We start from the raw sequence: 20667 nt of genomic DNA on the forward strand, positions 1-20667 counted from the left end.
CGTGTACTACTGGCATAACCATGTATCGGAAAAGTATGACTGACGGTAGCAGGATAAGCATTGTTGATGTCTACTTATTAACAATGCTTAATTGCATCATTGTTGGAGAACATATCATCGCTGCACTTTGCATACATACATTTCCTCATCTGCTTGCCGGAGTAGTTGTTCTAAATCAGGAGGCGTACTGGTATCGTAAACAACAATACCCAAAGAACAAGAAAGCTGGTACGGCTTACCACTATGACTATTGAAATCACTCATTGCCTGATGCAGACGTTCTTTAATTTTCTGACAATGTTCATTGCCAGCCCCAGGTAAAAGAACTACAAATTCATCCCCCCCAAGACGAGCAAAGATGTCAGCGTCACGAAATACTCGGCATAATAATTCCGCCATTTGTCGTAATGCATCATCACCCATATCATGACCAAAATTATCGTTAATCCCCTTGAAGTGATTCAGGTCTAAAAAGAGTAGTGCTGCTGGAGCTTTTATGCGAAACGCATACTTCAAACTTTTTTCGGCAAGCAGCATGAATCCTCTACGGTTAGTTATCCCCGTCAATTCATCTATGGTTGCTCTCTGAACCGCTTGTAACTCACTCTCGACCATGGATGCCAAGTCGGCTAACAATGCTTGATCTCGTGGGCTAAAAACTCTGGGTTTAGAGTCTATGATGCACAATGTGCCGAGTTTGAGGCCATCGCCCACTTCTAGTGGATGGCCTGCATAGAAGCGTATGTGTGGTTCTCCTGTGACTAAGGGGTTGTCAAAAAAACGTGGGTCTTGGGCTGCATCTTCAACGACAAACAGTTCTTCACCAAGAATTGCGTGCCCACAGAAGGAAATGTCCCGTGGCGTCTCCAAAGCTGATAGCCCGCAGCATGATTTGAACCACTGCCTGTTTTCGTCAACCAATGATACTAGTGCGATAGGCACCTCAAACATGTTGCGAGCCATCCTGGTGATCCGGTCAAAGCGCTCTTCTGCGGGGCTATCAAGAATAGCCAATCGGCGCAGGGCATCTAAGCGGAGCCGTTCGTTATCCGGTACTACAGGGCTTTGCATCAACATCTCCTTGTTACCCACTGCCAACATATACTGTGTGTATCTACATCTGATGCACTGACAGTCTAATACAGTAGATAGACCTATCATTGCGAGCCATATCTCTTTGGTGACAGAGCCAAGATAGCGTGGCCTACAAGGCCCCCTTTGAGGCTCACCTGTGTTTTCTCGACCATCCTAGCAAAATGGAACACTGTAGTTAACTTATTTGTTATTAAATAGCGGGCCCAATATCCTCAAGTTTCTCAGTTTCTGCATATAAATGCTGTGATGATGCACTGCGACTACCACTCAGTGGTGGGGTTACTGTTGGTAAAGATGGTATTAGTGTAAAAGATCATTATAAATTCAGTAGATATTCAGGTTTATAAGGCTAAACACGATAGTAAGAATCGAATTTACCACTGCATATAAATAACTACACTGTTGATGACACCATATAGCGTGAATTGCGTATGATTAATGTATGAAAAAGTGAAAAATCTGAGTTTTTCTATTCAGTGCCTTCGGCCCTGATCCAACCAGGTGCTGTATAAGTATGTCTTTTTTATAATTTACAATCGAATAGCTGTTATTTAACAATAAAACATATCTATTCATGAGATAATGGTGGTGGGTATATAAAACTGGTTTCTCTTCGCTGCGTAGCAGCGGAATGTTGAAACGGAAAATTAATTTATAGCTTTCATAATTAGTAAATGGACAGTTTCTCGAATTTTTCAAGTGGGGGATGTGAAAAAAATCTCCAAAAACGTTCTGATTGGTTTAATTTCAATCAATCATGCGGGTTTTATCCTATTAGCCCCCGACTTATTACTTATTGGCAAACCCCATGCTGAATCCGCCCCACCAAATGGATAACTGCCTGAACCCCCATATCTGTAGTCAACAATGTTGCTGGAGCTACACCACCAAGGCCCCAGGCTGGGCGATGTAACCATGACAATGCTCTGGCGGTATTGTTTCTGTGGAGGAAGAGAACAGCTTCGAGTGCCTGTACAACGCCGTATACCCTGGCACCCTGCGAGATTGATAGGGGAGCCTCAATCCTCAGCTTGCGAGCAACAGTGCTCCGGCTAATGCCTGCTAAGCGGCATATCAAACCTGAGTCTGTGTTCATCAATTCAGCTAGTCGATGAATGATGCCAGGAGCTACGCCAGCCACGATCCATAGATGTGCCCCCAACGGGTCACTCGGTATGCCAAGAGAGTCAAATATTGTCTTAGTAGAGGCCGTAGCCTTACCTGGATGATAACTCGCATAGGACATGATGAAATCTCCCCTGAACCTACGATACCAGATTACCTTATCCTATCTGTTCCATGTGGCGATGGCGATGGGTCTGAGGACTTTGTTGGATGAGGCACAGGATACAGAGGTTGAAGCGCCCCATTCGGGCAATACCAACTTTTTCGTGAATCTCTGTGCATAATTCTATCTGGGGTCTTTATGAGACTTGAATTCTCATATATTTACTATGCTATAACCAAGCTAGCTAGCCGAGAGAACATTCAGTGACCATCAATTTTGATTATCGTTGTGGCATCTTAGAGGCAGCCGACACAAAAACTGGCCGAGAATGGTGTTGGTATAAGGGTGATCCCGAGGTTACCAGAACTGAAAATGGCGAGTTATTGAGTTCGATAGGTGTTCCTATCGGTGCCACTGTTGTCGAGGTGAAAGCTCTCATTCGCATGGATACCAAAAACAGGTTGCACCATATATAGTCAGTCCGCGTATGATAACTCCTATTTTCATCAGATTAGGAGCTTAGCATGCTCGTAAAAGAAATTGTGCCAACAGAACAGGTCGTTGACATTCTCTGTGATGTCTGTGGTCGTAGTACAAAAACGAATTTTGGAACCAACCAATACGGCTCGTTATCGGCGGATTTTGGCTATGGTTCCCGTCACGATGGTGAGCGTTATCAGGTGCATCTTTGTGAAATGTGTTTTTTCGGTACACTCGCAACAGTGAGGGAGATGCATCGTGGAGATCATATGTGTGACGATGACTATGAGGCCGCAAACCCAGACACATTTGGGCGTGATTATTCTAATAGGGAAATAATATGAGTAATATGCTCCCATACTCTAGTTTGTGTGGAGATAAAAATCTCTTATCATCGACTCATTCTGTGAGCCAATGATATTTTTCAATCGACTCATTTCGTGAGCCGAACAAGATCCTTCATCGGCTCATCTGGTGAGGTTGTCTCAACGCTCACTACCACTTGGATTTAATTTTTAGCTACATAGTTTCATAGCAGATTGGAGCTAGGCCAATAAGTAGATCCAAACGCAATTTAGCTCACGAATTTTAAATGATGCTTTTTCGAATCATCTTGGTGCCAAAAACAGTGGAGCTGATGCTGGGATTGAGAGATAATTTTCCTGATATAAAAATGTGATACATGAGGATAAAAATGAACGATTTTTTGAAAACACTGATGAATATTCGTAGTCTGCGAGCTGCGTTGCGTGAGTTGTCATTTGAGCAGTTGGTCGAAGTTAAAGAGAAATTGGATGAGGTTTTTGCTGAGCGTGAGCAGCAAGAAAACAAAATCAAAGCCGAATCTGCCGAGCGCCTGCAAAAGCTGGCTGAGTTTACCGAGATGCTGAGAGACGCAGGCATCGATCCGAGTGAGCTGGTTGGCACTGCCGCTCCGGCGAAATCCGAGGGTTCAGTCAAAGCCAAACGCGCTCCCCGTCCTGCAAAATACAAGTACACCGAAGGCGGTCAGGAGAAGACATGGACTGGCCAGGGCCGCATGCCCAAGGCCATCGCAGAAGCAGTTGCGGCTGGAAAAGCACTGGATGACTTCTTGATCTAATGCGCAGAGCCCATGCCTGCTCGGCGTGGGCCTTTAATTCTATCTGTAGTAGGAGCACCGTATGGGGAGGACATTGGAGGATTTGATTTCATCCGAATCACCCGAGGTTGTCCAGAGAGCCAAGGAGCATGCCGAAGAGCTGCGAGTTCATATCGCTGTGACCAAATTGCTTTCAAATCTCGGTGCAGGTGATGTTCCTGAAATTGATCCCGATGTTCTAAATAGTTTGTTGTCGCTTAAAAAGTCTGTTGAGAGCCATGACTGTCGGTTGAGTTTATTCGTTCATATGCCAGATGGTACGCATCATGGCGTCAATATTTAATTTTTCATAATCCAACATGGATTAAATGGTTTCATACAGACAGCATCTTACGAAGCAATCCGAGCTATTGCTTTCTGAACCAGCCTAACAGAATGTGTCATTATTCCTAGTCAGACATAGAGGTGTAGCAGGTCTGACGCAGAGCATCAATAGTCGCTGACTCCATCGACACAACAGACATAACACTAACAGCAATGCTGTTAATAATTTCCTCTCTTGGGCCCTTGCGCCAACTATCGCTTTGGTAAAAGGCATCAAGAGATTTTTCCCTATGCTCAGGGTTATCAAAAGCTCGAACCAAAACATAGCTGTCTGGATCATGTTGCGACTGACCATAAGTGACTACATCAATTCCAGCGACCTGATGCAAAGGAACGCTGATACTTCGCATGATCTGATGAAATCCATTACCTGCACTTGGCTGTAAAGTGTACTGGAGAAACTCGACAGTTCTCATTAAAGATCCTTCATATCAACTTAAATAGATACGGATACTGTACATGAGGCCTCTCAAAAATACATTAAAAGGTGAGATGCCCGTAGGGATTACCGCAGTTTGCGCTGCATGGGGCCACACCCAAGAGAATGCCATCTTATCTGCTCATTCATATGCCTGACGGCACTCATCATGGCGTCAAAATTTAATTTATGCACTTTATTAGCTCGTCAATAGAGGCTCTAATCCACCAAATGAAAACAACTCCCGCAGGGAGAGTCCGAACAAGTTAACAGATAGAGTCTTTTCAGACTCCCACAGTGGAGCCGATATCGCCCCAGCGGATCTGATAGCGTGTACTGCGTCCGCCACCAGGTAATTTCTCAATGCATCCCTTTTCCACCAGTGCAGCCAGATGGCGGGTAGAAGTAGCCTTGCTGACTCCGGCGACTTTTTGATATTGACTGGCGTTGATGCCATTTTCGAAACCCTGCTCGCCGCCATCCAGTAAACGATTCAGCACTTTGGTTTGCTCTGGATTCAGACCGTCATGACAGTGCCGCTGCCAGAAGCATAACTTGGCAAGGCCACGAGCAATACTCTGTAATGCGAGCTCTATGGAGTAATCCAGTGTGTCGAGGAACCAACAGAGCCAGGATGTGATATCCAGCGTGCCCCTCTGCGCTGACTCAAGCGCTCGATAGTAGTCACCCCGCAGCTCTAGAATGGCAACTGACATGGCATACAGCCGGATGCTGTGGCTGTCAGCCTGTGACAGCGCGAGATCGGTCAATGCCCGCGTGAGCCGCCCATTGCCATCATCAACGGGATGCAGGGTCACGAACCAGAAATGGATGATTGCCGCACGAAGAAGGGGATCCATCGTGGGGTCATGCCGAGTCTGGTTAAACCAGAGGATGAACTCGGCCAGTTGATCGTCAAGGGCCGCTCTGGGTGGTGCCTCAAAATGCACGATGGGGCGATCAACACGCCCAGAGACAACCTGCATCGGCTCATCTCCTCGCAACTGCCCTACATTCACTGGCTGTACCGACCATTCGTTGGCGGGGAACAGCCAACGATGCCATTGGTAAAGTCGTTCAATTGTCAGTGGTTGTTCATGGTTGTCGATGGCATCCAGCATCATGGCCGCGAGCCCCTCTGAGCGATCTGACACGGGATAGGACGGAGTTTGTGATCCCCCTAACCGCCTAGCCAGGGAAGAACGCACGGATTGAGCATTGAGGCGTTCACCTTCGATAGCAGAAGAAGCGATGATGTTAGCCAGTAACGTATCCAACGTTTGGTCGGAGTTCCCCAATCTTGAGTGGCTACCAAGAAGAATTCCCAGCCTGCGTTGCACATGCCGTAATCTGGGCAATATCTCGCTATCCCGCCAACGAAAATGGGGCCAATCAGCTTGTTGCCAAATCCAAAATGGTTCCATTATTTCCTCATCCAACGTGCTAGGGTCTCAATAATGAGCCGACCCAGCCCATCATTCAGCTCAATGTTTGAGCCGAATATAACACATGCAGCAGAACAGCAGAGCTGGTAATGAGGATGGAGATACAGGCTGAAAATCTTAGACCGGAGCTGACGAAAAACTGGATTTATTGCTGCTGTGTGGCGCTACAGCAACCAGTGGATAGAAAAGGCGGGAGCTCGTTTTCGTTTCGAATGGTTCTTGTGAGCTTGCAGCTTGCGCTGCATAAAGCCACGCACACGCAGATGCCCTTAGGTCTGCTCATTCATATGCCTGATGGTACTCGCTATGCCATCACTGTGAATAATTATAGGGAGATTTAGTTTTATCTGGGTTAAGAGATAATTATTTGGCAAATATATCTATGGCAGCAAATCGCGAATGTCACACCCCATAACCCTGGCAAGACGATAAGCCTTTTCCAGGGTGACATTGACCTCACCACGCTCAATTCGTCCTACGTAGCTTCTATCAATTTCGGCCGCATATGCGAGTGCATCTTGCGATACGCCCAATTGAAGCCGTCTATCACGTACAGCATCACCAAATTTTTTTGCTAGCTCTTGCATGTCTCGCCTCTCGCTGGCGAGCACTATCTCTGGTTGTCTGGCTAACGACCACGGATTATAATCCGCAACCGAGTTTAGATTTCCACTAAATGTTTTCGTTCGAGGCCCAGGATTGCTTATGAGCTCCCAGACCGTGTGGTTACCAACCGCGCTCTACACCGCACTCATTCGATGGCAGATGGATGACTTCACTGCGATAGGATTTGTAAATGCCATTTTTGGTGACAAAGCAGAATCGCAGATACGTCAGCGGCGTTATCGTTATACCTTCATTTATCGGCATCTGATCAAGCTCGTAAATAAGGGACTTCTAAAAAGGAAGCATGTTGATGATGGGAAGCGCTGTTCTCATTTCATCAGGACTCCCAAGTTCGATGAAGTGCATTTCAAAGAGGAATTTATTGGGCCTTGTGCGCTTGTAACGGAATCGGGTAAGGAGCGTAAGTCGGAAACGTATGAATCCGTCCTGGAAGGACTGATCGCGAGAGCACAGCACTACCGTAAGGGGTTGCAGGAATGTGATTCAATGCTCGCTGAGTACCAGCAATTAAGAGTGGACTTCTCCATATTGGATCCAGCGATTGAAAGGGCCATCAACAATACCGTTGCAGAGAAACGCGATTTGCGGGGCAGGCTGGAGGCCGTGGAGAGGCTTTTGAGGGGGTTGATTGCGTTCAGAAGCGCTTCTTGATGTAACCGTTCAGCGTCAGGGGCTTGATGCACACAGTTCGGAGGGAATGGGGTAATCCGTTTTCTCGATGCGGGCTCGGACAATGGTATGCAGTCACTCTTGGGGGCAACGTCCCAAGCGTTTGGTCGTCTCAACCAACGAAAGTAAGCGTTGACGAAACAGATCCCCCACTCTGGGCGATAACAGCCACGTTGCGCAGTACATGTGCCCAGCAAAGCAGGCGCAGACTCGTGCAGACAAACCGGTAGCCAGCATACAGGCCCGCCACCAATACGCCAACCAACTCCTACTCCAGCAGGCGTTCGGGAGGATCTACTTGGCCCGCAGGTTCCAGTGACTCAGGTCGAGCAAAAGCCTGTCGTGGAAGTCAGGAATGAAGGGAGCAAGGTGCTAGAGGCTAGAGCACGCTCTTATCGGTTTGAGCTCCAGGGATACCAGGCTACGTTCGCCGAATATTGTGAGCTACGAACAGATTTCCCCGCGTTAGAGGCGACCATTGATAATGTGCTTAGGCACACCTGTAAGGAGTTTCGGAGTTTACGAGGACGGTTGGCAGCCGTAGAGGAGGTAATGAGGGCGTTGGGGAGTTCCGCGTCAGTCCGCTAATGTCATCCCTTCTATATAAGTCGATTTCAACAACATGACCCCAGATGTCCAGCATTTGCAGGTCATATAGTTTCCAGGTCGCGCAGTATAGGTGCGTGACTTCTATTCTTCCTTCTCTTGGGAGCTGTGCCAGCTGATTTTGCACAATGACCCCCTCTTAAAAGGGGATCATAGCCCCCGAAGTGTGCAGTTTTTGTTTTGCACAAGAGGTTTTGTGGTGCTAGGTTCAGTGTTAGTGGTGTTTTGTGCAGTTTTTGTGTTGCATAAATTTTTTCGGCCTGCCGTTCAACATCGCCAGCTACGCCCTGCTGACCCACATGATGGCCCAGCAGTGCGATCTGGAAGTGGGTGACTTCGTCTGGACTGGCGGTGATGTGCATCTCTACTCCAACCACATGGAGCAGACAGCTCTGCAGCTCTCCCGCGAGCCGCGCCCGCTGCCGACCCTGGTGATCAAGCGCAAACCTGACTCCATCTTCGATTACAAGTTCGAGGATTTCGAGATCGAGGGTTATGACCCCTATCCCGGTATCAAGGCGCCCGTCGCCATCTGATAGCAAGGCGCCTCAGGGCGCCTTTTTTATGCAGTTAAATAATTGAAAATTCATTTTATTGATTAATAAGACGGTAGCCAGAGACGAGGAAAAACCTGCTTATAGCAGGTATGTTCTATTTTGCCTTCGGTTTTTTCGTTGTATTGAGCAGCAAGAAACGATTTTCCATTGGTTGTTGCAAGGGATAGACTCAAACCAAAGCAATACGGTGGAAAATTTAACCATGAGTGACGTAATCAAAAAGTTCCTGAAGCTGGAGGCCGCCTCCGGAATTATTCTGATCATGGCTGCCATGCTGGCAATGATTTTAGCCAATACCGCGCTGGCTGGCGGGTATCAGGCGTTTCTCGACACGCCGGTGCAGGTGCGCATCGCGGCCCTCGACATCAACAAGCCACTGCTGCTCTGGATCAACGATGGCTTTATGGCGATCTTCTTCCTGCTGGTTGGTCTGGAAGTGAAGCGTGAAATGCTGGAGGGGGCGCTCTCCTCTCGGGTGCAAGCGACTTTTCCGGCTATTGCGGCGGTGGGCGGCATGCTGGCTCCGGCCTTGATCTACGCCTTTTTCAACTATTCGGATGAAGTGGCGCGCGCTGGCTGGGCGATCCCGGCTGCGACCGACATCGCCTTTGCCCTCGGGGTGATGGCGCTGCTCGGCAAGCGGGTGCCGGTGAGCCTCAAGGTATTCCTGTTGGCGCTGGCCATCATGGATGACCTCGGCGTCATCATCATCATCGCGCTTTTCTATACCCAGCAGTTGTCGCTTGAGGCGCTGGCCATCGGTATTCTGGCAACCCTCACCCTGCTTTGGATGAATCGTCGTGGTGAGGACAGGATCAGCCTCTACATGCTGGTTGGTCTGGTGCTCTGGGTTGCGGTGCTGAAGTCTGGCGTCCATGCGACCCTGGCAGGTGTGGTTGTGGGCTTTATGGTTCCGCTTAACGGCAAGCGTTACGCCTCGCCGCTCAAGTATCTGGAGCATCAGCTGCACCCTTGGAGTGCCTATCTGATCCTGCCGCTGTTTGCCTTTGCCAACGCAGGGGTATCGCTGGAAGGGATTGGTCTCTCCTCCCTGCTGAGTCCGGTACCCATGGGGATCATGCTGGGGCTGTTTATCGGCAAGCCGCTCGGGGTGTTCACCATCAGCTGGCTGTCGGTCAAGCTGGGCATCGCCCAGTTGCCGCCCGGGGTCAACTTCAAGCAGATTTTTGCGGTCAGCATCCTCTGTGGCATCGGGTTCACCATGTCGATGTTTATCGCGTCGCTCGCCTTCGAGCACGGTGGGCTGGATTACGGCAGCTACTCTCGCCTCGGGATCCTGGTGGGCTCCACCATGGCGGCGGTAGTCGGCTATCTGGCCTTGCGCATGGCCCTTCCCAAGGGTGAAGGGGAACAGAGTACGGAGGGACTATGAAGCTGCATACAGGGTTGTTGATGCTGTTGTTGAGCCCCGCGGCCTGGGCCGGCGGGCTGGAGGATTGCAAGCAGGACGCCGCTTCGGCGAACTGCTCTGCCTATCTGAACGGAGTGGTAGACAGTGCCCTGCTGCTGGGGGACAAGCAGGCCAAGGCGCGCTTTGGCGAGACCTTCTCCGAGCGGGCGCTAAGCAGCCGGGCTGGCGAGATGGTCAAGCGCTCCAACAAGCGTTATTGCGCTGACCGGATGCCGGACAAGGCACGCCTCAAGGCCAGTCTGATGGAGCAGTTTGGCGCGAACAAGGTTGACTCGGTTAGCGACATGTATGACATTCTGGCGGTTGAACTCAGCTGCTACCGGAGTCCGCGTCAAGCGGGAACCCCATCGGATGTCACACCTTAACTACAACCATCTCTACTATTTCTGGATGACTCAGAAGAAGGGCTCCGTTACCCAGGCAGCGGAAGCCCTTTTTTTGACCCCGCAAACCGTCACCGGTCAGATCAAGCTGCTGGAGCAGCGCCTCGGGGGCAAGCTGCTCAAACGCAAGGGGCGCACCCTTGAGGCGACCGAGCTGGGCCAGCTGGTGTTTCGCTATGCCGACAAGATGTTCAGCCTCTCCTACGAGATGCTCGATATCGTCAACTACCGCAAGGAGAGCCAGATCCTGTTCGACGTCGGCATCGCCGATGCCCTCTCCAAGCGCCTTGCCAGCCGCGTGCTGCTCTCTGTCATCCCCAATGATGGTTCCATCCATCTGCGCTGTTTCGAATCAACCCACGAACTACTGCTGGAGCAGCTGAGCGAGCACAAGCTCGATATGATCCTCTCCGACTGTCCGGTGGACTCCAGCCAGCATGCGGGGCTGCTCTCCAAACGGCTGGGCGGCTGTGGCGTCAGCTTCTTCTGCAAGGCGCCGCTGCCTGAAAAGCCCTTTCCCGCCTGTCTGGAGGAGCGCAAGCTGCTGATCCCCGGTCGCCGTACCGCCATGGGGCGTCAGCTGACCCAGTGGTTCGAGCAGCAGGGTGTCTCCCCGAGCATTCTTGGCGAGTTTGATGATGCCGCCTTGATGAAGGCGTTTGGCTTCTTCAATCAGGGGATTTTCATGGCCCCCACCATCTATCGGGAGGAGATCCTCGAGGGGGAGGGGGTGATGCTGATCGGAGAGACCCAGGATCTGATGGAGGAGTATTACGTCATCTTCGCCGAACGGATGATCCAGCATCCGGCGGTGAAGCGGGTCTGCGAGAGCGATTTTACCTTTCTCTTTTCCGGCCAGGAGAACTTCTCCGCCATCCAGCCAGCCACCCTGTCGTTTTAAAACGGCCCGTCACCACGTATCATCGGCGATGAGTGGTAGAGGAGAGATGTGATGCAACTTGAAGAGATGGAAGCCAATGCGAGTAAAGCGGTGGCCTTGCTCAAGGCGCTGGCCAACGAACGGCGGCTGTTTATTCTGTGCCAGTTGCTGGAGCGCGAACTGTCGGTGGGGGAGCTCAACGAGCGATTGGGATTGAGTCAGTCGGCCTTGTCACAGCATCTTGCGCTGTTGCGGCGGGATGAGCTGGTGACGACACGCAAAGAGGCTCAGACGGTCTACTATTCGCTGCGCAGCCATGAGGTGCGTGAAATGATCAGTTTGCTGCATCGACTTTATTGCAGCGCAGATAAATAAAAAACCGGCACTAAGGCCGGTTTTTTCAGCTTTGATCAGCAGACGCTGATTAAGCCATAGCTTTGATCTGGGCAGACAGGCGGCTCTTGTGACGAGCAGCTTTGTTCTTGTGGATCAGGCCTTTGGTCGCCATACGATCCATGATCGGCTGAGCAACAGCGAAAGCGGCAGTCGCGGCAGCTTTGTCGCCAGAGGCGATAGCAGCAATGACTTTCTTCAGGTAGGTACGGGTCATGGAACGACGGCTGGCGTTGTGCTGACGGCGTTTTTCTGACTGAAGAGCGCGCTTCTTAGCAGATTTGATGTTAGCCAAGGTAAAACTCCTAAAACTGTCTTAGCGAGTGTATTGAAAAGGCCCGGAAATATGCCCTTCCAACCACATATTGTCAAATGATTTGTGCAAATAAACACCGCCTCCCGGTGGTGTGTCAGTAGGGAGACGGTTAAACTGTCGGCCGATTCTAGCAGCATTCTTTTCATTCTGACAGTTCCAGAGGCCTCGTCTTGAGTAAGAAATTGATCAAATCCGGCATGATAGTGTCCGGAATGACGCTGGCATCCCGCGTAATGGGCTTGGTTCGCGATGTAGTCATCGCAAATCTGCTCGGTGCCGGGGTGGCCGCCGACGTCTTCTTTTTTGCCAATCGCATTCCCAACTTTCTGCGTCGCCTGTTCGCCGAAGGTGCCTTCAACCAGGCCTTTGTTCCCGTGATGACGGAGTACAAGAAAAATGGCGACGAGAGGGAAGTGCGTGAATTGCTGGCGGCGGTTGCGGGCACGCTGGGGGGGATAGTAACTGTGGTCACCCTGCTCGGTGTGCTGGGGTCGGGTGTGCTGACCGCGCTGTTTGGCTGGGGCTGGTTCTGGGACTGGCTGCATGGCGGCCCTGCGGCCGAGAAGTTCGAGCTCGCCAGTCTGATGCTCAAAATCACCTTCCCCTACCTCTGGTTTATCACTTTTACCGCCATGGCGGGGGCCATCCTCAACACCTTCGGCCGCTTTGCAGTCTCGTCGTTTACGCCGGTGTTTCTCAACATCACCATGATTGCGGCGGCCTGGTGGATTGCGCCGCTGATGGACAAACCTGAGATCTCGCTGGCGATTGGTGTCTTTTTGGGCGGTTTAGTGCAGTTTTTGTTCCAGTACCCCTTTTTGCGCCAAATCAACATGCTGGTATGGCCCAAGTGGGGATGGAATCACCCTGGGGTGGTGAAGATCCGCACCCTGATGATCCCCGCCCTGTTCGGGGTATCGGTCAGCCAGATCAACCTGTTGGTCAATACCATGCTGGCTTCTTTCCTCGCGACCGGTGCCATCAGTTACCTCTACTACTCGGATCGCCTGCTGGAGTTCCCCCTCGGTCTGTTTGCTGTGGCCATCAGTACCGTGATCCTGCCAGCGCTGGCGAAAAAGCATGTGGATGCAGACCCTGCCGACTTCTCCCGCACCATGGATTGGGGGGTGCGGATGGTGATGCTGCTCGGCCTGCCCGCCATGATAGGCATTGCGGTGATGCGCGAGCCCATTTTGCGAGTACTGTTCATGCGCGGCGAATTTGGCTTGCATGAAGTGAGCATGTCGAGCGCCAGCCTGCTGGCCTCCACTACCGGTCTGCTCTCCCTGATGCTGATCAAGGTGCTGGCCCCCGGTTATTACGCCCGTCAGGATACCAAGACGCCGGTGCGGATCGGGGTGATGTCGATGATTGCCAACATGCTTTGCAACCTCATCTTCATCTACCCGCTCGGTTACGTGGGGCTGGCGCTCTCGACCGCCTGCTCGGGCACTCTGAATGCGGCCTTGCTGTTCAAGGGGTTGTACCAGCAGAGCGTCTATCGTCCCTCCCGCCATACTGGCGTGTTCTGCCTCAAGTTGCTGGTTGCCAGCGTGCTGATGGGGGGCGTGCTCGCCTATCTGTCGCCGGATCTGGCCCAGTGGGGGGCATGGAGCATGGGCAAGGCCAGTTTGCAGCTGACCATGCTGCTGTCGCTGGGGGCTGCGGTCTATGCCGTGGTGTTGCTGCTGCTGGGCATTCGGCCGCGTCACCTTAAATCGGGGCAGCAGTAGTCGTGATCCTGCAGCGCCATGGGGATAGTGCCTCATGGCGCCGCCAAGGAGCGTGATTGGGCCCGGATAGTTGAAATCAGGCTATGAGGGCTGACCCTGCCTGCTGCCTGATATATAATCCGCCGATTTCCATGGCAGCAACGCACAAGGCACTGATGGAGCTTATTCGCGGCATTCACAATCTCAAGCCCCGTCACCGGGGATGTGTATTAACCATTGGCAACTTTGATGGGGTTCATCAGGGTCACCATGCGGTATTGGCACGTTCAAGGAGAAAGCGGCCCAGCTGGGATTGCCCGCCTGCGTCATGCTGTTCGAACCGCAGCCGCTGGAGCTGTTTGCCGGCACGGCTGCGCCCGCCCGGCTGAGCCGGTTGCGGGAGAAGTACGAAGCGCTGCAGGGGCTGCATATCGACCGCATGCTCTGTGTGCGCTTCAGCCACCGCTTTGCCGAGCAGGCGGCCTCGACCTTCATCGAGCAGTTGCTGGTGGAGAAGCTCGGAGTGCGCTATCTGGTGGTCGGCGACGATTTTCGCTTCGGCAAGGGGCGAGAAGGGGACTTCCACCTGCTGGAGGAGGCGGGCCATCGCTTCGGCTTCGAGGTGATCAGTACCCAGAGCTTCCAGCTCGAACGGCAGCGGGTCAGCAGCACCCTGGTGCGTGAAGCCCTTAAGGCGGGCCGGATGGCGGAAGTGGAGCTGATGCTTGGCCGTCCCTACACCATCAGCGGCCGGGTGGCTCACGGCGACAAGCTGGGGCGCACCATAGGTTTTCCCACCGCCAATCTGGCCCTCAAGCGCCAGGTGATCCCGGTCGGTGGCGTGTTTGCGGTGGAAGTGATATGTTCCGGCAAGACCTTCCCCGGTGTAGCCAATGTGGGTGTACGGCCGACCTTGAGCGGTACACAAGCCAGATTGGAAGTACATCTATTTGATTTTTCTGGTGATCTATATGGTCAGCAGGTCAAGGTGCTGCTTCGCCACAAGCTGCGCGAAGAGCAGAAGTTTGCCTCTTTCACTGCCTTGAAAGAGCAGATCGAACGAGATGCCCTGGCGGCCCGAGCCTGGTTCGGGCTGCCACAATTCAATTTACCCAGCACTCTTTTAGAAAAGAAGGGAACCCAGGACTGATGAGCGACTATAAACACACCCTGAATCTTCCGGAAACCGAGTTTCCGATGCGTGGCGATCTGGCCAAGCGCGAACCCAACATGCTGAAGCGTTGGTATGATCAGGATCTCTACGGCGCTATTCGCCGCGCCAAAGCGGGCAAGCCTTCTTTCATTCTGCATGATGGCCCCCCCTATGCGAACGGCAACATTCACATCGGTCACTCGGTCAACAAGATCCTCAAAGACATCATCATCAAGTCCAAGGGCCTCTCCGGTTTCGATTCCCCCTATGTGCCGGGTTGGGATTGCCACGGTCTGCCTATCGAACTGAAAGTAGAAGGCATGGTCGGCAAGCCGGGCGAGAAGGTTTCCGCTGCCGAATTCCGCGCCGAGTGCCGCAAATACGCCAAGACCCAGATCGAAGCGCAGAAGACCGACTTCATCCGTCTGGGTGTGCTGGGCGACTGGGAACACCCCTACCTGACCATGGATTTTGGCACCGAAGCCAACATCATCCGCTCCATGGCCAAGATCGTTGAAAACGGCCACTTGCACAAAGGCTCCAAGCCGGTGCACTGGTGTACCGATTGCGGCTCCGCGCTGGCTGAAGCCGAGGTTGAGTACTACGACAAGAACTCCCCCTCCATCGATGTGCGCTTCAAGGCTGTCGATGAGGCATCCGTTGCCGCCAAGTTTGACTGCGCCGCAGGCCACTCCGGCAAGGGCCCGATCTCTGCGGTGATCTGGACCACCACTCCGTGGACCCTGCCAGCCAACCGCGCCATCGCCATGCACGCCGACCTCGACTATGCGCTGGTGCAAGTTGAAGGGGAGAACCCCGAGCGTCTGATTCTGGCCGCTGAGCTGGTCAAGGATGTGATGGATCGCGCCGGTATCGAGAAGTTCCACAATCTGGGTTACGCCAAGGGCGCCGCGCTCGAGCTGCTGCGCTTCAACCACCCCTTCTACAGCTTCGACGTGCCGGTGGTACTGGGTGATCACGTCACCCTGGATGCCGGTACCGGTGCCGTTCACACCGCCCCTGGCCACGGTCAGGAAGACTTCGTGGTCGGTCAGAAGTACGGTTTGGAAGTGGCCAACCCGGTTGGCAGCAACGGTGTTTACCTGCCGGATACCGAACTGTTTGCCGGCCAACATGTGTTTAAGGCCAATGCCTCCGTGATCGAAGTGCTGACCGAGCGCGGCGCCCTGCTGCATCACAAGGTGTTCAACCACTCCTATCCGCACTGCTGGCGTCACAAGACCCCGATCATCTTCCGTGCTACTCCACAGTGGTTCATCAGCATGGAGCAGAAGGGTCTGCGCAAGCGCGCACTGGAAGAGATCGAGCGCATCGAGAAGGACGGCATTGCCCAGCAAGGCCAGAGCGGCTGGGTACCGGCCTGGGGTAAAAACCGCATTCAGGCGATGGTCGAGAACCGTCCTGACTGGTGTATCTCCCGTCAGCGCACCTGGGGTGTGCCTATCTCCCTGTTCGTCCACAAAGAGACCCAGGAACTGCACCCGGAATCTGTGCGCCTGATGCACGAGGTCGCTAAGCGGGTCGAGCAGTCCGGCATTCAGGCGTGGTGGGATCTGGACAAGGCCGAGCTGCTGGGTAGCGACGCCGACATGTATGACAAGGTGCCTGACACTCTGGACGTCTGGTTTGACTCCGGTTCTACCCATGCTTCCGTGGTTGATGCCCGTCCCGAGTTCAACGGCAAGCCAGCCGACATGTATCTGGAAGGTTCTGACCAGCACCGTGGCTGGTTCATGTCCTCCCTGATGATCGGCGTGGCCATGAAAGACAAGGCTCCGTACAACCAGGTGCTGACTCACGGCTTCACCGTGGATGGTCAGGGTCGCAAGATGTCCAAGTCCATCGGCAACGTGGTGAGCCCGCAGGACGTGATGAACAAGCTGGGGGCAGACATCCTGCGTCTGTGGGTAGCGAGCACTGACTACACCGGCGAGATGACTGTCTCCGACGAGATCCTCAAGCGCTCTGCCGATGCTTATCGTCGTATTCGCAACACTGCCCGCTTCCTGCTGGCCAACCTGAACGGCTTCAATCCGGCGACCGACATGGTGGCACCTGCCGACATGGTAGTGGTGGATCGCTGGGCTGTGGGTCGTGCCAAAGCGGTACAGGCGAGATCATGGCTGCATTCGACGAGTACAACTTCCACGGTGTAACCCAGAAGCTGATGCAGTTCTGCTCCATCGAGATGGGCTCCTTCTATCTGGACGTCATCAAAGATCGCCAGTACACCGCCAAGGCTGACAGCCTGGCCCGTCGCTCCTGCCAGACCGCCCTCTATCACATTGCCGAGGCCATGGTGCGCTGGATGGCGCCGATCATGAGCTTCACCGCTGATGAAATCTGGGCCCTGCTGCCGGGTGAGCGCGGCGAGTTCGTCTTCACCGAAGAGTGGTACGACGGCCTGTTCGGGCTGGAAGCGGGTGAAACCCTCAACGACGAGTTCTGGGCCGAGATCCTCACCGTGCGCGGTGAAGTGAACAAGGCGCTGGAAGTGGCTCGTGGTGAGAAGCGCATCGGCGGTTCCCTGCAGGCCGAGCTGACCCTGTTCGCCAAGCCGGAGCTGGCTGCACGCCTGAATGCCCTGGCTGATGAGCTGCGCTTTGTGCTGCTCACCTCCAAAGCCAAGGTTGTGGAGGCTGACACTGCGCCGGAAGGCTCTGTGGCGACCGAGCGTGATGACCTGTGGTTGAGCGTGGCCCAGTCTGCTGCCGCCAAGTGCGACCGCTGCTGGCACCATGTAGAAGATGTGGGCACCATCGCGGGTCACGAAGAGATCTGTGGTCGCTGTGTGACCAACGTTGAGGGTGACGGCGAAACGCGTCAATTTGCCTGATGAACATGACTCAACATAAAAGCGGCCTGCGTTGGCTGTGGCTGGCAGTGCTGGCCTTTGTTCTGGACCAGGCGAGCAAGCTCGCCGTGGTCAAGTTGCTGCCATTTGGCTACCCGGGGGTGGAGATCACCCCCTTCTTCAATCTGGTTCACGTCTACAACAAGGGCGCCGCATTCAGCTTTCTGGCTGATCAGGGGGGCTGGCAGCGCTGGTTCTTCGCGGTGCTGGCTTTTGCCATCTGTGGATTGCTGATCCACTGGCTGCGCAAGCAGTCGGTGGCCCAGCGTTGGAGCGGTATCGCCTATTCACTCATCATCGGTGGTGCCCTTGGCAACGTCTTTGATCGACTGGTGTTGGGCCATGTGGTCGATTTCCTCGACTTCTACTGGCAGCGTGCGCACTGGCCGGCGTTCAACTTGGCCGACAGCTTTATCTTTATCGGGGCCGCCATGATCGTGCTGGACGGTTTCCGTGGTGAGAAAAAGGAGCAGGCATGAGCCAGCAGATCACCGCTAACAGCAGCGTGCTGTTCCACTTCTCCATCAAGCTGGAAGATGGCTCGGTTGCCGACAGCACGGCGCTGCACGGCAAACCTGCCCGCCTGCGGATGGGCGATGGCAGCCTGACCCCCACCTTCGAGCAGTGTCTGCTGGGCCTGTGCGAAGGGGAGAGCAAGAGTTTTACTCTGGCGCCGGAAGAGGCCTTTGGTCTCTCCAACCCCGACAACATCTACCATCTGGATCGCGCCAAGTTTGGTGCCGATGTAGAGCCAAAAGTCGGCACCATCATCCTGTTTGACCAGCCCAATGGCAGCGAGCTGCCGGGGATCATCCGGGCGGTAGCCGGGATGTCGGTGACGGTCGATTTCAACCACCCGCTGGCCGGTCATACCGTCACCTTCGAGGTGGAGATCCTGGGCGTTGATGATGAGGAGAAGGTGCATTAATGGATATTCTGCTCGCTAACCCTCGCGGTTTTTGCGCCGGTGTTGATCGCGCCATCAGCATTGTCGAGAGCGCGCTGGAGAAGTTCGGTGCCCCCATCTATGTCCGCCACGAAGTGGTGCATAACCGGTATGTGGTGAACAAGTTGAAAGATGCGGGCGCTGTATTCGTCGAGGAGCTGGACGAGGTGCCGGATGACAGCATCGTCATCTTCTCTGCTCACGGCGTGGCCAAAACAGTGCGCGAGATGGCCAAGTCCCGCGCCCTCAAGGTATTTGATGCCACCTGTCCGCTGGTGACCAAGGTTCACATGGAAGTCCATCGCGCCAGTCGCAAGGGCTCCGAAGCCGTGCTTATCGGTCATGCTGACCACCCCGAGGTGATCGGGACCATGGGGCAATACGAGAATCGCGAAGGCGGCATGTATCTGGTAGAAACACCGGAAGATGTGGCCAAGCTCAAGGTGAAGAATCCGGATGACCTCTGCTTCGTCACCCAGACCACCCTGAGCGTGGATGAGACCTCTGACGTCATCGATGCGCTGCGCAAGCACTTCCCCAAGATCCAGGGGCCACGCAAGGACGATATCTGCTACGCCACCCAAAACCGTCAGGATGCGGTGCGGGAGATAGCGGGGCTGGTGGACGCCATGCTGGTGGTGGGGTCTCGCAACTCTTCCAACTCCAACCGTCTGCGCGAGCTGGCCGAGAAGGTGGGTGCCAGAGCCTATCTTATCGATGATGCGTCGATGATCGAGGCGAGCTGGCTGGAAGACGTGAAGGCGATAGGCGTCACTGCAGGTGCATCCGCCCCCGAGGTGTTGGTGCAAAACGTGATTGCCCGCCTGCGGGAGCTGGGAGGCAAGGTGGTCGCCGAGCATCCTGGCCGTGAAGAGAACGTAGTCTTTGAGGTTCCTCCCGAACTTAGAATAATTTGAGTGCAGCCAGGAAGGCTTAAGAATAAAGTGTGTTGATAATGACGCCGGGTTTGTTCATGAGACAGGCTCGGCGTTAAACTTATGAAGCAGTCTGTCACCAAGGATGGGATATGATTGGATACTTTCGTGGCTTTTCTCTTATTGAGTTGATGATTGTCATCGCCATCGTGGCGATTCTTGGCACCATCGCTTATCCCGCCTATCAGCAATATGTGCTGACCAGTCATCGTGTCGAAGCCAAGAGCATGCTGCTCAATGCAGCCAATCGGCAAGAAACCTATTTTATGGATTTCAATCAGTATGCATCCTCTGCAGCTGCTCTTGGTATCAGTAGTGCATCTGAGAATGGTTTGTATCAATTATCCATTGCCGTATCTGGTAACACCTACACCTTGTCAGCCAGTGCTGGCGCGGCGACGGCCCAAGCCAAAGATACCGATTGCACGGTGTTTTCCATTAATCAGTTGGGTGTCAAAAGTGCTTCTGGTGCAGCTAGCAATAGCTGTTGGGAATAGCCCATGGTCATTCATGTTTCACCACATCAGAGAGGATTCAGCCTGCTGGAGGTGATGATCACCGCAGTCATCCTGTCGTTGGGGCTGCTTGGTCTGGTTGCTTTGCAAACCCATTCAAAATTTGCCAGTTATGAAGCTCGTCAGCGCACTATTGCCAGCTGGTTGGCTAACGATATGGTTGAACGAGTACGAATAAATCGCGATAGCTGGACCGCATCCGGTGCTGTGACCGTTAATCTTGCCGCCAACTTGCCACGTCCGACATGCGCCGCCGCAGATGGCACAATCAGCGCGTGCAGTGCTGCAGATTTACGTAATGCCGACCTTCACTACTGGCAACAAGCCCTGCTTGGGGCCAGTGTTTCGGGGGCTGCATCCTCCTGAATTCACCGATAGGCTGCGTGGTGCGGCGGGCCAATAATGTATTGGCTGTCGGGATATTCTGGGCTGGCAAGCAAGAGATATCTGATGGGGGGGCTGCCACCGCCGCAGCAACGCTGATCAATGAGTGTCAACTCTCGACAGCAAATAATCTTTCGAGGCGCCAGTTTATTC

The 20667-nt window shown here is 53.5% G+C and carries 20 protein-coding genes and 5 pseudogenes; 17 read left to right on the forward strand and 8 right to left on the reverse strand.

What is annotated here, in order from left to right:
* Positions 1–114: 114 nt before the first annotated feature.
* Both ACTG2B_RS03405 and ACTG2B_RS03410 read right to left on the reverse strand, forming a co-directional pair.
* Positions 115–1071, reverse strand: a complete 957-nt coding sequence (locus ACTG2B_RS03405) for a sensor domain-containing diguanylate cyclase (RefSeq protein ID WP_439995209.1) — start codon at positions 1069–1071, stop codon at positions 115–117.
* Between the two features lie 817 nt (positions 1072–1888).
* A complete protein-coding gene (locus tag ACTG2B_RS03410; protein WP_439995210.1) occupies positions 1889–2341 on the reverse strand; it encodes an antitoxin Xre/MbcA/ParS toxin-binding domain-containing protein in 453 nt (150 codons plus the stop codon).
* A 506-nt stretch (positions 2342–2847) separates the two neighbouring features.
* On the opposite strand from ACTG2B_RS03410, the gene ACTG2B_RS03415 reads away from it, so the two are divergent.
* From ACTG2B_RS03415 to ACTG2B_RS03425, 3 genes are all read left to right on the forward strand, one after another.
* Positions 2848–3147 (forward strand): hypothetical protein, encoded by a 300-nt coding sequence (locus tag ACTG2B_RS03415; RefSeq protein WP_241324500.1) that lies wholly within the window; start codon positions 2848–2850, stop codon positions 3145–3147.
* 350 nt (positions 3148–3497) lie between these two features.
* Positions 3498–3905, forward strand: a complete 408-nt coding sequence (locus tag ACTG2B_RS03420) for an H-NS family histone-like protein (protein WP_118854730.1) — start codon at positions 3498–3500, stop codon at positions 3903–3905.
* Between the two features lie 61 nt (positions 3906–3966).
* Positions 3967–4227: a hypothetical protein gene (locus ACTG2B_RS03425; RefSeq protein WP_159158226.1), complete on the forward strand. Its 261-nt coding sequence runs from the start codon at positions 3967–3969 to the stop codon at positions 4225–4227.
* Between the two features lie 106 nt (positions 4228–4333).
* Here the strand turns inward: ACTG2B_RS03425 and ACTG2B_RS03430 are convergent, their stop codons facing one another.
* The 4 genes and pseudogenes from ACTG2B_RS03430 to ACTG2B_RS03445 all read right to left on the reverse strand — a co-directional run bounded on the left by ACTG2B_RS03430 (position 4334) and on the right by ACTG2B_RS03445 (position 6718).
* Positions 4334–4684 carry an NIPSNAP family protein gene (locus ACTG2B_RS03430; RefSeq protein WP_159158227.1) on the reverse strand — a complete coding sequence of 117 codons (351 nt, stop codon included), beginning with the start codon at positions 4682–4684 and terminating at the stop codon, positions 4334–4336.
* A gap of 286 nt (positions 4685–4970) precedes the next feature.
* Complete coding sequence (locus ACTG2B_RS03435) at positions 4971–5810, reverse strand: Fic family protein (protein WP_439996905.1); 840 nt, start codon at positions 5808–5810, stop codon at positions 4971–4973.
* Between the two features lie 66 nt (positions 5811–5876).
* Positions 5877–6110 (reverse strand): annotated as a pseudogene (locus tag ACTG2B_RS03440) (DUF4172 domain-containing protein); the annotation flags it as partial.
* 401 nt (positions 6111–6511) lie between these two features.
* Positions 6512–6718 carry a helix-turn-helix domain-containing protein gene (locus ACTG2B_RS03445; protein WP_005895552.1) on the reverse strand — a complete coding sequence of 69 codons (207 nt, stop codon included), beginning with the start codon at positions 6716–6718 and terminating at the stop codon, positions 6512–6514.
* A gap of 118 nt (positions 6719–6836) precedes the next feature.
* Between ACTG2B_RS03445 and ACTG2B_RS03450 the strand changes: the two genes are divergently transcribed.
* A complete protein-coding gene (locus ACTG2B_RS03450) occupies positions 6837–7409 on the forward strand; it encodes a hypothetical protein (protein ID WP_052815397.1) in 573 nt (190 codons plus the stop codon).
* A gap of 15 nt (positions 7410–7424) precedes the next feature.
* Here ACTG2B_RS03450 and ACTG2B_RS03455 read toward each other — a convergent pair.
* A pseudogene (locus ACTG2B_RS03455) lies at positions 7425–7577 on the reverse strand (IS66 family transposase); the annotation flags it as partial.
* Between the two features lie 698 nt (positions 7578–8275).
* Between ACTG2B_RS03455 and thyA the strand changes: the two are divergent.
* The 5 genes and pseudogenes from thyA to ACTG2B_RS03480 form a co-directional block, all read left to right on the forward strand.
* Positions 8276–8569: pseudogene (thyA, locus tag ACTG2B_RS03460) on the forward strand (thymidylate synthase); the annotation flags it as partial.
* Between the two features lie 223 nt (positions 8570–8792).
* Positions 8793–9983, forward strand: coding sequence for a Na+/H+ antiporter NhaA (gene nhaA / locus ACTG2B_RS03465; RefSeq protein WP_064338810.1), 1191 nt, complete (start codon positions 8793–8795; stop codon positions 9981–9983).
* A complete protein-coding gene (locus ACTG2B_RS03470) occupies positions 9980–10387 on the forward strand; it encodes a hypothetical protein (RefSeq protein WP_019445581.1) in 408 nt (135 codons plus the stop codon). The genes nhaA and ACTG2B_RS03470 overlap by 4 nt, the downstream gene beginning before the upstream one ends.
* On the forward strand, positions 10374–11306 hold the full coding sequence (gene nhaR / locus ACTG2B_RS03475; protein WP_201914052.1) for a transcriptional activator NhaR: 933 nt from the start codon (positions 10374–10376) through the stop codon (positions 11304–11306). Before ACTG2B_RS03470 ends, nhaR begins: the two co-directional genes overlap by 14 nt.
* Positions 11307–11357: 51 nt before the next feature.
* The gene (locus ACTG2B_RS03480) at positions 11358–11660 is read left to right on the forward strand and encodes an ArsR/SmtB family transcription factor (protein ID WP_013724128.1); all 303 of its coding nucleotides are present in this window, start codon (positions 11358–11360) and stop codon (positions 11658–11660) included.
* Positions 11661–11709: 49 nt separating this feature from the next.
* Here ACTG2B_RS03480 and rpsT read toward each other — a convergent pair whose 3' ends face one another.
* Complete coding sequence (gene rpsT / locus ACTG2B_RS03485) at positions 11710–11973, reverse strand: 30S ribosomal protein S20 (protein ID WP_005308808.1); 264 nt, start codon at positions 11971–11973, stop codon at positions 11710–11712.
* 191 nt (positions 11974–12164) lie between these two features.
* On the opposite strand from rpsT, the gene murJ reads away from it, so the two are divergent.
* The 8 genes and pseudogenes from murJ to pilV all read left to right on the forward strand — a co-directional run bounded on the left by murJ (position 12165) and on the right by pilV (position 20496).
* Positions 12165–13727 (forward strand): murein biosynthesis integral membrane protein MurJ, encoded by a 1563-nt coding sequence (gene murJ / locus ACTG2B_RS03490; RefSeq protein ID WP_439995211.1) that lies wholly within the window; start codon positions 12165–12167, stop codon positions 13725–13727.
* 155 nt (positions 13728–13882) lie between these two features.
* Positions 13883–14856: pseudogene (gene ribF / locus ACTG2B_RS03495) on the forward strand (bifunctional riboflavin kinase/FAD synthetase).
* Positions 14856–17716, forward strand: a pseudogene (gene ileS, locus ACTG2B_RS03500) (isoleucine--tRNA ligase). Before ribF ends, ileS begins: the two co-directional pseudogenes overlap by 1 nt.
* On the forward strand, positions 17716–18213 hold the full coding sequence (gene lspA / locus ACTG2B_RS03505; RefSeq protein WP_019445577.1) for a signal peptidase II: 498 nt from the start codon (positions 17716–17718) through the stop codon (positions 18211–18213). Before ileS ends, lspA begins: the two are co-directional and overlap by 1 nt.
* Complete coding sequence (gene fkpB, locus ACTG2B_RS03510) at positions 18210–18662, forward strand: FKBP-type peptidyl-prolyl cis-trans isomerase (RefSeq protein ID WP_042059691.1); 453 nt, start codon at positions 18210–18212, stop codon at positions 18660–18662. The genes lspA and fkpB overlap by 4 nt, the downstream gene beginning before the upstream one ends.
* A complete protein-coding gene (ispH, locus tag ACTG2B_RS03515) occupies positions 18662–19597 on the forward strand; it encodes a 4-hydroxy-3-methylbut-2-enyl diphosphate reductase (protein WP_439995212.1) in 936 nt (311 codons plus the stop codon). Before fkpB ends, ispH begins: the two co-directional genes overlap by 1 nt.
* Positions 19598–19707: 110 nt before the next feature.
* Positions 19708–20112 carry a type IV pilin protein gene (locus ACTG2B_RS03520; protein ID WP_005358030.1) on the forward strand — a complete coding sequence of 135 codons (405 nt, stop codon included), beginning with the start codon at positions 19708–19710 and terminating at the stop codon, positions 20110–20112.
* A gap of 3 nt (positions 20113–20115) precedes the next feature.
* Positions 20116–20496, forward strand: a complete 381-nt coding sequence (gene pilV, locus ACTG2B_RS03525) for a type IV pilus modification protein PilV (protein WP_439995213.1) — start codon at positions 20116–20118, stop codon at positions 20494–20496.
* Positions 20497–20667 lie beyond the last annotated feature (171 nt).

It is taken from the genome of Aeromonas sp. 30P (genome assembly GCF_051919805.1).
GTDB classification, from domain to species: Bacteria; Pseudomonadota; Gammaproteobacteria; order Enterobacterales; family Aeromonadaceae; genus Aeromonas; species Aeromonas veronii.